Below are 16,795 nucleotides of genomic sequence, written 5' to 3'. Positions count from 1 at the left end.
GCAGCCTCGTGTCAGGTCGGGCACGCCAGCCGGCGGGCGAGGTCTCGGCGCTCGCCGGCCGACAGCGCGTGGAGATGCAGCAGCGCCGCGGCGGTGCGCTCGATGTCGGGGCGGTCGGCGAGAAGGCCGGCCAGCGCCGCGGGCGAGCGGTGCGCGACGAAGTCGGGCAGGCTCAGCTCGGTCTGGAAGGTGCGGCGCAGCCGCGACAGCAGCCGCACCGCGGCGAGCGAGTCGCCGCCCAGCGCGAGGAAGTCGTCGGCCGGCCGCACCGCCGGCTCGCCCAGGGCCTGGGCGAAGATCAGGCAGAGCGCCCGCTCCAGCGGGCTGCCGTCGGACGGCGGCGCGGCGGCGCCGGCCGCGCCGCCGTCCGACGGCAGGACGATCGGCGCGTCGCGGCGGGCCGCGAGCGCGTCGATCTCGCGGCGGCGGGCGTCGATGTCGCCGGTGCAGACCAGCACCCTGCGCAGCCCGCTCGTCAGGATGCGCCACAGCGTGTCGAGCCCTTCGGACGGCGTGATCGCGCGGGCGATGTCGCGGGCGAACAGGCCGGAGTCGTCGGTGCCGGCCAGCGCCCGGCCGAGCGCGCCGACGTCGCGCCACGCGTCCCAGGCGATCGAGACGATCGGGAACGGCTGCGGCTCCGCCGCGGCGATCGCGTCGAGCCCCCGGTTGGCGGCCGCGTAATCGGCGACGCCGACGCCCGAGATCTCCGCCGTGATCGAGGAGAACAGCGCCAGGAAGCCCGGCCGCAGCGGCGCGAGGACGTCGCGCAGCATCAGCGTCGCCTCGATCTTCGCCCGAAAATTGCTGTCCGTCTCAGCGAGCGAGAGGTCGGCCAGCGTCTGGTTGACGTAGAGGCCGGCGAGCTGGAAGACGCCGTCGAGCCGGCCGGGCTGCGCCGCGAGGTCGGCGGCGACGCGGCCGAGCAGGGCGCGGTCGGCGGCGTCGCCGCGCCAGGCCGTGACCCGCGCGCCGCGATCGAGGCACGCTTTCAGGACCGGGTGGCGCGCCGGCGTCGCGACCACGTCCGGGTCGATCGAGCGGCCGACCACCACGATCCGGCTTCCCGGTCCGGCGAGCGCCGGCAGCAGCACCGATCCGATGCCGCCGAGCCCGCCGATCACCAGCCAGGTGCCGCCGGGCGCCGGCGGGCCGGCCGCGGCGAGCGTCACCGGCGCGAGGCTGCGCCGCCAGGCGCGGCCCTGACGGACCGCCAGCGCGACGGGCCGGGCGCCGTCCGGCCGGGTGGCGAGCAGGTGGCGCAGCAGCGTCGGGTCGGGCAGGGCATCGACGTCGAGCCAGGCGGTCCGCACGGCCAGCTCGACCGCGATGCTGTGCAGGGCGCCGAGCGCCGCCGCCTGGACGGGCTCGTCCGGCTCGCCCGCCTGGATCGCGGCGAGGCGCCGCGTCATCAGCACCAGCGGGCCGACGATGTCGTTCGTTCGCTTGGCATCGATCGCCTGGGCGAGCCGCACCAGACTGCCGTAGCCGAGCGCCCGGCGCTCGCGCGGGCCGGTCGGGGTGTCGTCGAGCAGCCAGGCGTGCAGGATCGTGCCGAGCCGGGCGCCGCGCGGCGCGAGCGCGTCGACGAGGGCGCGATGATCGGCGGCGGCGTCCGGGCGGACCCGGAACGAACCGTCGGCGAGGCGGCGGAACTCGCGGCCGGGCCGGACCACGGTGCCGCCGGCGCCGGTCGGCGGCGACAGCCCGTCGGGCAGGAACCAGACGGCGTCCTCGGGCCACGGCGGGGCGTTCGTGAACGGCCCCGGATGCTGGCTCCACACCGGGACGTGGCACCATTTTTCGGGCGGCCGGCGTGGTGACGCGGCGTCTGGAGCAAGAGCGTCGACCGCCGGGCCGCCGGCCGCGGCGAGCAGCGGCAGGCGATGCGGCGTGCGGCGGAACGGGTAGAGCGGCAGCGGCACGCGGCGGCGCGGCGGGCCGCCCAGGCGCAGCTCCGGCGCCACCGCGCAGCCCTCGACCCAGGCCTTGCCCATGGCGGCGAGGAAGTCGGCCCGCTGCGTCGCCGCGCTCCGCATGGTCGGGGTCGCGTCGGCGAGCGCGGCGGCGCCGCATTTGCGGGCGAGCCCGCAGAGCGTCGCGCCGGGGCCGAGCTCCAGCGCCAGCGCGTCCGGGACGGCGCTCGCGAGGCTGGAGAAGCCGTCGTGCAGCCGCACCGGGGCGCGCAGGTGCCGCACCCAATAGTCGGGCGTCGCCACCGCGTCGGGGTCGGCGAGCGCCCCGCTCGCGTTGCTCACCAGCGGGATCGTGGGCCGGGCGAGCCGGATCGTGGCCAAAGCCTCGGCGAAGCGGTCGAGGATCGGCTCCAGCCGGTGCGAGTGGAAGGCGTGCGAGACACGCAGCCGGCTCGCCGGCACGTCGCGCGCCGAAAGCGCCGTTTCGAGCCGCGCGATCGCCTCGCCGTCGCCGGCCACGACGCAGCGATCCGGCGCGGCGACGACGGCGATCGACAGGTCCTCGCCGAGCAGCGGCCCGAGCTCCCCCTCCGGCAGCCCGACCGCCAGCATGGCGGCCGGCGGCAGCGACGCGACCAGCCGGCCGCGCGCCGCGACCAGCGTCAGCGCGTCGCGGAACGACATCACGCCGGCGACGCAGGCGGCGACGTACTCGCCGATGCTGTGGCCGAGCAGGGCGGCCGGCCGCAGCCCGGCGTCGACCAGCGGCCGCGCCTGCGCATAGGAGACGACGAACAGCGCGAGCTGGGTGTTGAGCGTCCGGCGCAGCGCCGCCTCGTCGTCGCCGAACACGATCGATCGCAGGTCGCAGCCGAGCGTGGGGGCGAGCAGCGCGGCGGCTTCGTCGATGATCTCCCGCGCCGGCGCGTGGGTCGCGTGGAGCCACGCGCACATGCCGGGGAACTGGCTGCCCTGGCCGGGAAACAGGAAGACCGGATCGCGCCGGGCGCCCGGCACGCGCGCCGCCAGCACGGCGCCGGTCGCGACGGCGCGGCCGGCCTCCGCGGCGCTCGCGGCGACGACGGCATGGCGATGCGGGAAGGCGCGGCGGCCGAGGGCCAGCGTCGCCGCCTGGTCGGCCAGGGTGTCCGGCCTCTCGCCCGCGAGAGGTCCGGTCCAGTGCGCCGCCATCGCGGCATCGAGGGCGGCGAGGTCCTCGGGCGTCCGGGCCGACCAGCCGAGCAAATGCGGCGCGTCGACCGCGGCCGGCTCGCGCGCCGTCGGCGGCTCGGAGACGATGGCGTGCACATTGGTGCCGCCGAAGCCGAACGAGGAGACGGCGGCGACCCGCGGACCCTCGGGCCGCCAAGTCTCGGGGGCCGTGGCGATGCGGAAGCGCGTCGCCGCGAGGCCGAGCCGCGGGTCGGTGCCGCGATGGCCGGCCAGCGGCGGCACCACCCCGTCGCGCACCACCAGCACGGCCGCGATCAGCCCGGCGATGCCGGCGGCGGCGTTGAGGTGGCCGACATTCGCCTTGATCGAGCCGAGCCGGCAGGGCGTCGCGGCGCCGCCATAGACCTGCGTCAGCGCCTCCAGCTCGATCGGGTCGCCGAGCGGCGTCCCGGTGCCGTGGGTCTCGACGAAGCCGATCTCGCCGGCGTCACGGCCGCTCAGTCCGAGCGCCTCGGCGAGCGCGCGGGCCTGGCCGGCGGCGCTCGGCGCGGTGAAGCCGGCCTTCAGGCGGCCGTCGTTGTTGGCGACCGTCGCCTCGATCACGGCGTGGATGGTGTCGCCGTCGCGCTCGGCGTCCGCGAGCCGCTTGAGCACCACGGCGGCGGCGCCGTTTCCGCCGACGATGCCGTCGGCGTCGTGGCCGAACGGCGCGATGCGCCCGCTCGGCGACAGCGCGCCGCCCTCGTCGGCCGCGTAGCCGTCCTCCAGGTCGAGGCAGATCGAGGCGCCGCCGGCCAGCGCCATGTCGGTCTCGCCGGCGAGCAGCGACTGGACCGCGACATGCACGGCGAGCAGCGCGCTCGAGCAGGCGCTCTGCACCACCACGGCCGGTCCTTGCAGGCCGAGATGATAGGCGACCCGCGACGCCAGGAAGTCCTTGTCGTTGCCGAGCAGCATGGCGAAGTAGTCGGCGGCGCCGTCGCGATAGGACCGCGGCCCGACATGCTTGAGGACGTGGTCGTTGAAGCCGCAGCCGGCGAACACGCCGACCGGGCCGGCGTCCCCGCGGCCGCCCGCGTCGCCGTGGCCGGCATGCTCCAGCGCGTGCCAAGCGACCTCGAGGAAGACGCGCTGCTGCGGATCCATGGCGGCGGCCTCGGCGGCCGGGATGCCGAAGAACGCCGCGTCGAAGCAGTCGGCATGCGGCAGCCGGAAGGCGCGGCGGACCAGCCGGCCGACGGGTCCGGGTCGATCCTGCGTCGCGTCTGGCCCGGTCGCGGCCTCGCTCCCGTCCCCGTCGAGCACGACGAGGCCGCTCCGCCCGGCCTTCAGCATCGCCCACAGGGCGTCGACATCGTCGGCCCCCGGGAACCGCCCGGCGAGCCCGATCACGGCGATGTGGCGGTCGGTCGACACGGTCCGGGCCGTCACGGTCCGGTCCGACACGATCGGTGTCGCCATGGCCGGTGTCGCCATGGCTGGTGCCGCCACGGTCGGCGGACCGTCGCCGCGTGCGTGCGCGCCATCGCCGTCGTGCTCCCCCTCGTCGTCCACGGGGCTTGATAGAGGGCAGGGTCGCCGCCGAGCGCCCGGTTTTGTGCTTGTCCGGGACGTATTGTGCGATCGCACTTCGGAACACCTCAAAGCTTTGTGTCGGATATCCGCCAGCAATGAAAGAATTACCGGGAAAGGAGGAAATCGACGGGTTCTTTTCAGAAGCTTTCGAAACAAGAGCTCGACCGTGGACAAAAACCCCATGGGCGGCCGGTCCTCGTATAGATGAAAGGAAAGGGGCGCCGCCGCGGAGCGACGCGGAGGAGGTGGAAGATGGCCGAACCGATCGCCGTGCTGGGACTGGCCTGTCGTGTGCCGGGTGCGCGCGACATCGACCGGTTCTGGTGCAATCTGCTGGAGGGACGCTCGTCCATCGAGGCGCTGTCGGACGACCGGCTCGCGGCGCTCGGCCGCGGCGACTTCGCCGGCGATCCGGACTTCGTCAATGCCGGCACGGCGGTGCCGGACGTCGCGGCCTTCGATCACGCCTATTTCGGCTACGGGCGCGACGAGGCGATGCTGATCGACCCGCAGCAGCGCCTGTTCCTCGAGGAGTGCGTGCGGGCGCTCGATCACGCGAACCGCCCGCCGGCGTTGCTGCGGGCGCTGTGCGGCAGCCGCGTCGGGGTGTTCGCCAGCTGCCGCAGGTCGAGCTACGAGGCGCTGCTGCCGCGCTTCGCCGCCGAGGAGACGTCGGACCCGCTCGCCTTCGCGGTGCTGGCCGGCACCGACAAGGACTATCTGGCGACCCGCGTCGCCTACAAGCTCGGCCTGTCGGGGCCGGCCCTGTCGGTGCAGACCGCGTGCTCGAGCTCGCTCGTGGCGATCCATCTCGCCTGCCGCAGCCTGCAGAGCGGCGAGTGCGATCTGGCGCTCGCCGGCGGCGTCGGGATCTCGCTGCCGCAGGGCGTCGGCTATCGCCGCCGCGACGGCTCCGTCTTCGCGAAGGACGGCGTGTGCCGTCCGTTCGGCCGCGACGGCAGCGGCATCGTCACCGGCAACGGGCTCGCGGTCGTGGTGCTGGCGCGGCTCGCCGACGTCGTGGCGAGCGGCGACGTCGTGCACGCCGTGATCCTCGGCTCGGCGGTCGGCAACGACGGCGCCGAGCGGGTCGGCTTCGCGGCGCCCGGCCTCGCCGGGCAGCGGCGGGTGATCGAGGCGGCGCTCGCGTCGGCCGGCGTCTCGGCGCGCGAGATCGGCCTCGTCGAGGCGCACGGCACCGGCACGCCGCTCGGCGATTCGATCGAGGTCGCGGCGCTCGCGGCGGCGTTCCGCCGCGACACCGCCGCGCGCGGCTTCTGCGGGCTCGGCTCCGTGAAGGGCAATGTCGGCCATCTCGACACCGCGGCCGGCGTCGTCTCCTTCGCCAAGGCCGTTCTCGCGGTGCGCGACGGCGTCCGCCCGCCGACGCTGTTCTGCCGGCCGGTCAATCCGTGGCTCGACCTCGACGCCTCGCCGTTCGTGCTGGTCGAGGCGGCGGCGGCATGGGAGGCGGACGGCGGCCGGCGCATCGCCGGGGTCAGCTCGTTCGGGGTCGGCGGCACCAATTGCCACGTCGTCGTCGCGGGGCCGCCGCCGTGCAACGATGAGATGGAGCCGGCCGGCCGCACCGTGATCGCGCTGTCGGCGCACAGCGAGACGAGCCTCGCGGCGCTGATCGCCGCGACCGCGCCCGTGCTCGACGATCGTATGCTCGCCCGCCAGGCCCGCACCCTCGCGCTGCGACGGAGCCCGCGGCCGTGGCGGATCGCGGTCGCCGCGGCGACCGCCGCCGAGGCGCGTACCGCGCTCGCCGGCACGCCGCCGCGCCGTGCGGCGGCTCCCTCCAGAATCGCCCTGCTGGTGCCGCACGATCCGGAGCCGGGAGACGCCGCGCTGTCACGCCGTGTCGCGCTCGGCGGACGGCTCGCCGCCTGGCAGGTGACGCCGGTGGCGATCGCCGGCGTCGGCACCGGCGTCTTCGCGGCGGCCGTGCTGGCGGGCGCGGCCGATCTCGCCGACGCTTCGGCGCGATCGCAGGCCGATCGATCCGGCGTTGGTCCGGATGGCTGGCCCGCGCGCGAGGGCGATGTCCCGCTGTTCGGCGACGCCGCGTCGCTGTGCGCGCACGATCCGGATCTCGTCATCGTGCTCGGCGAGGCCGACGACCGCCGCGACGCGGATCTCCGGGCCACGCTCTCCGGTGCCGATGTCTTCGTGTGCGCCGGCGACGACGCGGGTCTCACCGATCTCGTCGCGGCGCTGTTCCGGCACGGCGTCGACGCGCCGCTGCGTGCCCTCCACGCCGCCCGGCCGGGCCCGTGGGCGTCGCTGCCGCCGACCGTCTTCGACGCGACCGAGGTGTGGCCGGATGCCGGCGCGCCGACGTCGAGGGGCGACCCGGCCGAGACGTGTGCCGACGTCGCGGCGGACCCCGTCGCATCGGACGACCTCGCGGCGCAGATGGAGGAGGGCGTTCTCTGAACGGCCTCACTGCGTGTGCCGGCGCCACGCGGTCGGGTTCATGCCGGTGTGGGCCCGGAACGTCGAGGCGAAGATGCTCGGATTGCTGAAGCCGAGCGAGAAGGCGATCTCGGTGATCGACTCCTCGCTCGTCTCCAGCAGATGCGTCGCCTTGGCGATGCGCTGCTTCTGCAGGAACCGGTGCGGCGTCATGCCGGTCGCGGCCCGGAACGCGCGGGTGAAGTGCGAGCGGCTCAGCCCCACTGTCTCGGCCAGCTCGGTGATCTTCAGGTCCTTCGAGAGATTCGCCTCGATGTAGTCGCTCACCCGCCGCAGGCGGGCCGGCGTCAACGCCGTCGCGGCCGAGTCGGGCACCGGCGTCTCCTGGCCGGCGAGCACGAGGTCGAGCAGGCCGGAGGCGAGCAGCTGCCGCGCGCGGGCCTCGCACAGCGTGCCGCGCAGCACCTCGCGCCGCACCGCCAGCAGGCCCTCGCGCAGCAGCGCCGAGCGGTGCGGCCGCGACGCCAGCCGGGAGGCGTCGGACTCGCCGTAGGCACAGGCCGCCGACATGACCTCGCGCACGAAGTCCGGCGCGACGCCGATGCCGAATCCGCAGGCGCGCGGCCATTCGCCGGTGCCGTGGCTGTTCGCCGGCGTGATGGTCACGCTGCCCGGCTCCACGAAGCCGGAGAGGTTCTGGGCCGCGCTGCGCTGGACGATGCGGCCGCGGCCGGCGAGGCACAGCGTGAAGCACTCGAGCGGTGGCGCCCGGAACGGCCCGGTGCAGCAGGAGCAGGACAGCTCGACGACGCACAGGCCGGGGCTGCAATACAGGACCGAGCTGTGCATCCCTTTGAGCTTTAAACACTCTCCGAGCATCATTATCTCCAAATTCCGATCTGGCACTTTTGAATTGTTCTTATGTAAGCACTGAGATCGCTAAATAGTTTACGGTCGACGATACAACACCATCTGTCGCAGCGCAAAATAGGTAGAGTACGTTATCCCGTCGGCTTAACTGGTGGTCGAAACGGGATCGGGGCGGCGCGCTGTCGCGCCGGTGGGTCCCGGGGCTGTGCCCCACGAGGCTGTCCCTCACGTCCGTGCGCAGCACGGCGCGGGCGGAGCGCCGGGGATCGGCCGTCCGACGACATCGGGGAATCGCGGCGTGTCGATCGACGCCTTCATGACCCGCCTGCGGGCGGACGGGATCGAGATCTGGGCCGAGGACGGGCGGCTGCGCTTCCGCGGTCCGCCGGGACGTCTGGACCAGCCGACCCGCGACGCGATCGCGGCGCGGCGGGAGGCGATCCTGGCGGCGCTGTGCGCGGCCTCGCCCGGCGGTGGCGACACGGCGGATGCCCGCGGGGCCGACGCCCGCGCGATCGTGGCGGCCTGCTGGCGGCGCGTGCTCGGGAGCACGGTGCCGGACGACCGGCCGTTCTTCGAGGCCGGCGGCTCGTCGCGCCTCGCGCTTCGCCTGCAGGCCGAGCTGGAGGCGGGCTTCTCGCGCGTCGTGCCGATCGCGGCGCTGTTCGAGCACCCGACCATCGCGGCCCAGGCGGCGTTCCTGGACAGCCGCCATCGTGATCAGGAGGACGTCGCGTCGTGACCACTCGCGCGTTGCAGGGCGTCGCCGTCGTCGGCATGGCCGGCCGGTTCCCCGGATGCCCCGACATCGCGGCGTTCTGGTCGGCGCTCGTCGCCGGCCGCATGCCGCTCACCCGCTTCACGGACGACGAGATGGAGGAGAGGCAGGCGGCCGAGGTGCTGGCCGATCCGCGCTTCGTCCGGGCCGCCTACGTGCTCGACGACATCGACCGTTTCGACGCCGCCTTCTTCGGCATCGCCCCGCGCGAGGCGGCGGCCCTCGATCCGCAGCATCGGCTGTTCCTCGAATGCGCCTGGGCGGCGCTCGAGGATGCCGGCCACGTCCCGGACAAGACGGCGGCCGTGATCGGCGTCTATGCCGGCGTCAACTACAACAGCTATGCGCCCCTCCTGCGCCGCACCATGCCGGTCTCGCGGCCGGAGGACTACGTCGATGTCGTGCTCACCGACGACAAGGACTACGTGGCCGGGCGCACCGCCCACCGGCTCGGGCTCACCGGTCCGGCGCTGTGCGTGCAGACGGCGTGCTCGACCTCGCTCGCGGCCGTCGCCGTCGCCGCGCGCGACCTGCTCGCCGGCGGCTGCGACATGGCGCTCGCCGGGGGCGCCGGCGTGCGGGCGATCCAGCGCAGCGGCTATCTGCGCCAGCACGAGGGCGTGCTGGCGCGCGACGGCGTCTGCCGGCCGTTCGACGCCGGCGCCTCCGGCCTGGTCGACAGCAGTGGCGTCGGTGTGGTGGTGCTCCGGCGGCTCGCCGACGCGATCGCCGATCGTGATCACGTCCATGCGGTGATCACCGGCATCGGGATGACCAACGACGGCGCCGTCAAGGCGAGCTTCATCGCGCCGAGCGTCGAGGGGCAGGCGCGCGCCATCCGGGCGGCGCTCGACATGGCCGGGGTGCCGGCCGGGAGCGTCGGCTTCGTCGAGACCCACGGCACCGGCACGGCGATCGGCGATCCGATCGAGATCGCGGCGCTGCGGCGGGCGCGCGGCACGACGGACCCGTGCCGGCTCGGCGCCCTCAAGGCGAATTTCGGGCACATGGGGGCGGCCGCCGGCGTCGCCGGCCTGATCAAGGCGGCGCTGGTGGTCGAGCGCGGCGTCGTCCCGCCGCATCCGACCTTCGCGGCGCCCAGTCCGGAATGTCGGCTCGCCGACGGCGGCTTCGTGATCGACACGGCCCCCGTGGCATGGCGGCCGGACGGGCCGCGCCGCGCCGGCGTCAGCTCGTTCGGCATCGGCGGCACCAACGTCCATCTGGTGATCGAGGAGGCGCCGTCGCGCGAGCTGCCGTCGGGATCGCCGGACGGCGTCGTGGTGCTGCCGCTGTCGGCCCGCACCGAGGCGGCGCTGGCGGCCGCGCGCGCGCGGCTGCTCGACCGTCTGGAGTCCGCCGATCCGCCCGATCTCGCCGACGTCGCCCACACGCTGGTGCACGGCCGCCGCGATTTCGAGCGGCGGCTCGCCGCCGCCGGCCGGACCGCCGCCGAGGCCGCTGCGTCGCTGCGCGCCGCGATGCCGGCCTGCGCCGTGTCGCGTCGCCCGGTCGTGTTTCTGTTCCCGGGCGCCGGGACCCCGTGCCGTGGCCGCGGGGCCGCCCTCTACGCGGCCGAGCCGGCGTTCCGCGCCGCGGTCGACCGGGTGGCGGCGGCGGCCGTGGCCCACGGCGCCGCCGATCCGCGCGACCTGCTGTTCGCGCGCCCGGATGCTCGCGGATCGGACGAGACGACGCCGGACGATCCGGCGACGCCTCCCGCCGACCAGATGATCGCGCTGCTCGCCCTGGAGATCGGCCTCGCCACGGCGCTGGTCGAGGCCGGCGTCGAGCCGGCCGGGATGATCGGCCACAGCCTCGGCGAGTACGCGGCGGCCTGCCTGGCCGGCGTGTTCCCGGTCGAGGCTGCCGTGGCGATCGTGCTGCGCCGGACCGCCCTGATCGAGGCGACGGCCGCAGGCGGCATGCTGCTGATGCCGGCGGACGCCCGCACGGCGGACGACCTCGCCCGCGCCGGCCTGTCGGTCGCCGCCGTCAACACGCCGTCGCTCGTGATGGTCTCCGGCCCGGTCGATGCGGTGGACGCGCTGGAGCGCGCGCTGCGGGCCGAGCGGCGCGTCGTGTCGCGCCTGCCGGTGACGCGGGCCGGGCATTCGGCGCTGCTCGATCCGGTGCTGCCGGACTTCGCGGGGGCGCTCGCCGCCCATCCGCTGGCGCGTCCGACCCGCCCCTTCGTCTCCAACTTGAGCGGCGACTGGGCCGATCCCGATCTCGTCGCGACTGCCGGCTACTGGGTCCGCCACCTGCGCGAGACGGTGCGGTTTTCGGACGGCCTCGACGCCGCCGTGCAGCGTCTCGACGCCCCGGTGCTCGTCGAGGTCGGGCCGGGGCAGGGGCTGACCGCGCTGGCGAAACGGCATCCGGCGGCCAAGGCCCTGCAGCTCGTCCCGCTGCTGCGGGCCGCCGAGGCGTCGGACGGCGACGACGTGGCGATCGGGGCCGCGCTCGCCCGGCTGTGGACCCTCGGCGCGGCCGACGGCGCGCCGGCGCGGCTCGCCGCCCGCCGGCCGGGGAACCGGATTCCACTGCCGACCTACGCGTTCGCCCGCGAGCGCCACTGGCTGCCGGTGGCGTCGCGGCAGGAGGGGACCCACGACGGCGAGGCGGCGTCGGCAGGTGCCGCGGGCCGGCCGGCGGCAGCCCCGGTCGACGCCTGGCTGGCGCATCCGGTGTGGGCCCAGCATCCGTTGCCTGCCTGGGCGTCGCTCGCCGGCGAGACCCATCTGCTGGTCGGCGGCGGGGCGTTCGCTGCGCCGCTGAAAGCCCGGCTCGAGGCCGCCGGGGCGGCGGTGCGGGCCGTGGACGACGCCGACATCGACCCGGCCGCGACGCTCTGGTGCCTGTGGCCGCTCGACACGCCGCCGCGCAGCACCCACGAGACGGCGCTCGACCACTATCGCCGCGTCGCCGCGCCGGCCTTCGATCGCCTGGTGGCGCTGATCGGCACGCATGCCCGCCTGTCCGCAGGACGACCGCCGCGGCTCGTCCTGCTGGTCCACGGCCTCGGCCGGATCGGCGGCGGCGAGGCGATGGCGCCGGAGCTGGCGCCGCTCGACGGGCTGCTGCGCACGCTGCCGCAGGAGATCCCCGGCGCGGTCTGCCGGACCGTCGATCTCGACCGGCTGGAGGTGGCGGTCGATGCGCCCGAGGTGGCCGACCGGCTGGTCCGCATCGTCGCCGCGCCGCCGCCCGAGACGCCGCTCGACCAGCTCTTCGCCGTGCGCAACCGGGCGATCTGGCGCGAGGAGCTGCGCGCCAGCGACACCTTCCTGCGCCGGGCGCCGTCGCCACCGGACCCGGCACCGCTGCCGCTGCGCGAGCGCGGCCGTTATCTGGTGCTGGGCGGCACCGGCGGCATCGGCACGACACTCGCCCGCGTGCTGGCCGAGGCGAGCCCCGGCGCCCGCCTCGTGCTGGTCGGGTCGGCGCCGCCGGAGCCCGGATCGTCGCGCGCGGCCGAGCTTCAGGCGCTGCGGCGCGAGCTCGCCGACCGGCACGGCGCCACCGTGGTGCTCGATCACGCCGACCTCGCCGATCCGGCCGCGCTGCGCGCCGTGGTGCTTCGCGCCGTCGCGGCGCTCGACGGGCTCGACGGCGTGATCCACGCGGCCGGCGTCACCGGCGGCGGCCTCGTCCAGGCGGCGCTGCCGACCGGCCGCGACAGCAACCGCGAGATCAAGGTCGCGGCGGTGCTCGGCCTGCAGGATCTGCTGCAGGATCAGCTGCGCGACCAGCCCCTCGACGTCCTGGTGCTCACCTCGTCGCTCGGCTCGCGCTTCGGCGCCGCCGGGCAGGCCGACAACGTCGCCGCCAACCGGTTTCTCGACGTCTACGCAGGCGCCGGCCGGCTGCCGCGCTGCGCCCGCGTGATCACCATCGCCTGGGACGTCTGGCGCGAGGTCGGCCTGGTCCGCCGCCTGGCGCAACGCCACAAGGAGCTGACCGGCCACGATCTCGACCACGGCCTGCGGCCCGACGACGGTGCGCTGTGGTTCCGCCGCCTGCTCGCCGACGGGCGGCGCGAGGCGGTGGTGTCGACGCTGCCGCTCGACGTGCTGCGCGAGGCGGTGCGCCAGACCATGGGCGGCGCGATGGCGCGCTTCGCGGTCGCCGGCGCCGGGGCCGGGACGGTGCCGAGCGGCGATGCGGCGGTGGTGCCGGAGGCCGGCGACGGGGAGGCGCCGTCGGGCGCGCTGGAGCGGCTGATCGCGCGGCTCTTCGCCGACCGGCTGGGCCGTCCGTCGCCGGGCCGCGACGACAGCTTCCTGGCGCTCGGCGGCGACTCGCTCGCGGCGCTCGCCGTGATCGCCGCGCTGCGCGACAGCCTCGGCGTCGAGGTGTCGGTGCGCACCCTCTACGAGACCGCGAGCCCGCGCCGCGTCGCCGCGCATCTGCGCGACACGGCCGCCGATCCGGCCCGCCTGGAGAGCGACGCCGGCCTCTATCTGGAGGTGCTCGACATGTCGGACGAGGCGGTCGAGCAGGCGCTGGCGGACGAGCCGCCGGCGCGACGCGCGGCGGTCGGTTCCCCCGCCGCCCTGGAGGTCGGATCATGCGGCTGAGCCCGGCCCGCGAGCGGCTGCTCGAACGCCTGCGCGGCAACGGCACCGGCGGCCCGCCGGCCCCGGCCGCCGAGTCGTCCCGTGGACCGGCACCCGGCTGGGCCCCCGTCTGGGCACCGGACCCGGCGAGCCGGTACGCGCCGTTCCCGCTCACCGACATCCAGCATGCCTACTGGCTCGGCCGCTCGGCCGACCTGGCGCTCGGCAGCGTCGCCAGCCACGGCTACCAGGAGGTCGTCTTCCGCGATCTCGACGTCGACCGCTACGAGGCCGCCTGGAACCGGCTGATCCGGCGCCACGACATGCTGCGCGCCGTGGTGCGGCCGGACGGGCTGCAGCAGATTCTCCCAGAGGTGCCGCACTTCCCCGTTCCGCGCGACGATTTCCGCATGCTGTCGGCGGAGGCGGCCGAGGCGGCGCTGCAGGCGGCGCGCGAGGTCATGTCGCACCGGACCTACGACCCGGCCCGCTGGCCGGCCTACGAGGTGCGGGTGGCGCTGATGCCGGACGGGACGACCGTGATCCGGGTCAGCGCCGACGCGCTGTTCGGCGACGTCTACAGCGCCGTCGTGATCCGCGGCGAGCTGGAGCGGCTCTACGACGATCCCGCCGCCGAGCTGCCGCCGCTCGGTGTCACGTTCCGCGACTACGTGACCTGGCTGAAGGCGCAGGAGGAGGGGCCGGCCTGTGCGGCGGCGCGCGACCACTGGGCCGCCCGGGTGGCGACCATGCCGCCGGCCCCGGCGCTGCCGACGCTGCGGCCGCCGTCCGGCGGCGGCGCGCCGCGCTTCGCCCGCCGCGAGACGCGCCTCGCCCCCGAGGACTGGCGGAGGCTGCGCGCCGCCGCCGCCAAGGCCGGCGCGACGCCCTCGGTCGTCGTGCTCGCCGCCTTCGCGGACCTGCTGCGCCGGTGGAGCGGCAGCGACCGCTTCACCGTCAACGTGACGCTGTTCAACCGGGCGCCGATCCATCCCGACATCGGCGGCATCGTCGGCGACTTCACCGAGACGCTGCTGTTCGTCTGCGACCTCGAGCCGGACGAGGACTTCGCGGCGACGGTCGCCCGGCTGCAGCGCGACTTCGCGGCCGATCTCGACCATCGCGCCTATGGCGGCGTGAAGGTCCTGCGCGACTACGTGCGGACGCGGGCGACCGAGGGGGCGGCCGCGCTGATGCCGATCGTGTTCACCAGCGGGCTCGGCGCCGGCGACCTCGCCGGGCGGACGGGCGACGCGGCGCGGCGCTTCGGCGAGCCCGGCTTCGAGATCACCCAGACGCCGCAGGTGCTGATCGACCATCAGGTGCTGGAGGACGGCGGCGCCCTCGTGGTGCGCTGGGATCACGTCCGCGACGCCTTCCCGCCGGGCCTGATCGAGGACATGTTCGCCACTTACGCGGCGGTCCTGCACGACCTCGCCCGGGTGCCGGCGAGCTGGATGCGCCGTGGCCTCGCGCAGGCGCCGGCCGCCCAGCTCGCCGCGCGCGACGTCGTCAACGCGACCACGGAGCCGCGGCCGCCACGCGCCCTGCATGCCGCCTTCGCGACGCGGGCGCTGGAGACGCCGGCCGCCGTGGCGGTGGTCGCCGGCGACCGCCTCTGCGGCTATGGCGAGCTGCTCGGGCGCGCCCGCGCGGTCGCGCGTGCTCTCGGCGAAGGCGCCGGTCCGGACGAGACGCGGGTCGGCGTGTCGATGCCGGCCGGGATCGAACAGGTCGCCGCCGTGCTCGGCGCCAGCATGGCGGGCCTCGCCTATGTGCCGATCGATCCGGCTTGGCCGCCGGCGCGGCGCGACCAGGTCGCCCGCGCCGCCGGCCTGCGCCGGGTGCTGGTCGCGGCGAACGACGCGGCCGGCGGGCCGCTGCCGGGCGGCTGCGCCGCCGTGCCGGTCGCCGTGCCGGAAGCGACGCCGGCGCTGCCCGACCCGAGCGACGCCGCCGGCCCCGATCCGGATCCGCGCACGCCGGCCTATGTGATCTTCACCTCGGGCTCGACCGGGCAGCCGAAGGGCGTCGTCGTCACCCATGCGGCCGCGTGGAACACCATCGCCGACGTCACGGCGCGGTTCGGCATCGGCCCGGACGACCGGCTGCTCGGCCTGTCGCCGCTCGCTTTCGACCTCTCGGTCTACGACGTGTTCGGCGTGCTCGGCGCCGGCGCGACCCTGGTGCTGCCGGAGCCGGAGCGGCGGCGCGACGTCGGCCACTGGATCGAGCTTATGGTGCGCCACCGGGTCACCGTGTGGAACAGCGTGCCGGCGCTGCTCGACCTCGTGCTGCGCGCCGGCCATGCCGGCTACGCCGCGGCGGCCGGGCTGCGCACCGTGCTGCTCTCCGGCGACTGGATCCCGCTCGACCTGGTGCGGCGCTTCCGCGCCATCGCCCCGCAGGCGGCGCTGCACGGGCTCGGCGGCGCCACCGAGGCGGCGATCTGGTCGATCGCGCACCCGATCCTCGGGGCCGAGGAGGGCTGGACCTCGGTGCCCTACGGGCTGCCACTGGCGAACCAGCGCTGGCACGTGCTCGACGCGCGGCTCGACCCGTGCCCGGACTGGGTGGCGGGCGACCTCCACATCGCCGGCGACGGGCTGGCGCTCGGCTATCTGGACGATCCGCAGCGCACCGCCGCGGCCTTCTTCCGGCACCCGCGGACCGGCGAGCGGCTGTACCACACCGGCGATCGCGGCCGCTACCGGCCGGGCGGCGTGATCGAGTTCCTGGGCCGGCGCGACGGCCAGGTGAAGATCGGCGGCCAGCGCATCGAGCTGGGCGAGATCGAGGCCGTGCTGGAGCAGCATCCGGCGGTGCGCCGGGCCGTGGTCGTCGCCGCCGGGGAGGGGAGCGCCAGGCGCCCGGTGGCCTATGTGGTGCCCGAGCGCGCCGCCGACGCCGGGAGGCTCGCCCCTGAGACGCCGGCCCAGGAGACTTTGGCGCAGGAGATTCTGGCCCATGTCGAGGCCCGGCTGCCGCGCGTGATGGTGCCGGCCGCCGTGATCCCGATCGCGGCGGTGCCGCTGACCCGCAACGGCAAGGTCGACCGCGCCGCCCTGCCGGCACCCGACTGCACCGCCGAGAGTCACGTCGCGCCGGCGACCGCGCTGGAACGCAGCCTCGCGGCACTCGTCGCCGCCGAGCTGAAGGTCGAGCGGGTCGGCGTCACCACGCGGCTCGCCGAGCTCGGGGTGACCTCGATCCACCTCGTGGCACTGCATCAGGCGATCGGGCGCGAGCTCGAGACGGCGGTGCCGCTCGCCGCGCTGCTCGGTGCCGCGACGGTGCGGGATCTCGCGGCCGCGATCGCGGCCGGGGGCGATGCGGCCGCGCCCGTGGCGGCGACCGCCGACGGGGCGCTCGCCGCCCGGCGCCAGGCCCGCCGCCACGCGGCGGAGCGGCGCCCGCCCGGCGCGCGCGTGGATTGACCGAAGCGGCGAGCCGGTCGCCGACCGGCAGGACCGGAAACCAGACCCAGATGGCGGAGCCGA

General features: G+C 75.7%; 6 protein-coding genes. 4 read left to right on the top strand and 2 right to left on the bottom strand.

Annotated elements, in window-relative coordinates; all coding sequences use genetic code 11:
• Positions 1–11: 11 nt before the first annotated feature.
• Positions 12–4,550, bottom strand: coding sequence for an SDR family NAD(P)-dependent oxidoreductase (locus J2S22_RS05700; RefSeq protein WP_307155804.1), 4,539 nt, complete (start codon positions 4,548–4,550; stop codon positions 12–14).
• Between the two features lie 366 nt (positions 4,551–4,916).
• On the opposite strand from J2S22_RS05700, the gene J2S22_RS05695 reads away from it, so the two are divergent.
• A complete protein-coding gene (locus J2S22_RS05695) occupies positions 4,917–7,106 on the top strand; it encodes a polyketide synthase (protein ID WP_272779024.1) in 2,190 nt (729 codons plus the stop codon).
• Positions 7,107–7,112: 6 nt separating this feature from the next.
• On the opposite strand, the gene J2S22_RS05690 is transcribed toward J2S22_RS05695, so the two are convergent.
• On the bottom strand, positions 7,113–7,934 hold the full coding sequence (locus J2S22_RS05690; protein WP_272779025.1) for a helix-turn-helix domain-containing protein: 822 nt from the start codon (positions 7,932–7,934) through the stop codon (positions 7,113–7,115).
• Positions 7,935–8,253: 319 nt separating this feature from the next.
• Between J2S22_RS05690 and J2S22_RS05685 the strand changes: the two genes are divergently transcribed.
• The 3 genes from J2S22_RS05685 to J2S22_RS05675 are packed head-to-tail and all read left to right on the top strand — an operon-like array spanning position 8,254 to position 16,732.
• Positions 8,254–8,697 carry a phosphopantetheine-binding protein gene (locus J2S22_RS05685; RefSeq protein ID WP_272779026.1) on the top strand — a complete coding sequence of 148 codons (444 nt, stop codon included), beginning with the start codon at positions 8,254–8,256 and terminating at the stop codon, positions 8,695–8,697.
• Entirely contained in the window at positions 8,694–13,316 is a 4,623-nt protein-coding gene (locus J2S22_RS05680) for a type I polyketide synthase (protein ID WP_272779027.1), read from the top strand. The genes J2S22_RS05685 and J2S22_RS05680 overlap by 4 nt, the downstream gene beginning before the upstream one ends.
• A complete protein-coding gene (locus J2S22_RS05675; protein ID WP_272779028.1) occupies positions 13,307–16,732 on the top strand; it encodes a non-ribosomal peptide synthetase in 3,426 nt (1,141 codons plus the stop codon). The genes J2S22_RS05680 and J2S22_RS05675 overlap by 10 nt, the downstream gene beginning before the upstream one ends.
• Positions 16,733–16,795: the final 63 nt, after the last annotated feature.

The organism is Rhodoplanes tepidamans (assembly GCF_030813915.1).
GTDB classification, from domain to species: domain Bacteria; phylum Pseudomonadota; class Alphaproteobacteria; order Rhizobiales; family Xanthobacteraceae; genus Rhodoplanes; species Rhodoplanes tepidamans.
Note: the sequence above shows the minus strand (reverse complement) of the source record. Positions and strands in the feature narration are given on the sequence as shown.

Bases quoted from the DNA above. Each gene is read 5' to 3' on its own strand.
- J2S22_RS05700 (WP_307155804.1), bottom strand. From the start codon at position 4,550: ATGGCGACACCGATCGTGTCGGACCGGACCGTGACGGCCCGGACCGTG.
- J2S22_RS05695 (WP_272779024.1), top strand. From the start codon at position 4,917: ATGGCCGAACCGATCGCCGTGCTGGGACTGGCCTGTCGTGTGCCGGGT.
- J2S22_RS05690 (WP_272779025.1), bottom strand. From the start codon at position 7,934: ATGCACAGCTCGGTCCTGTATTGCAGCCCCGGCCTGTGCGTCGTCGAG.
- J2S22_RS05675 (WP_272779028.1), top strand. From the start codon at position 13,307: ATGCGGCTGAGCCCGGCCCGCGAGCGGCTGCTCGAACGCCTGCGCGGC.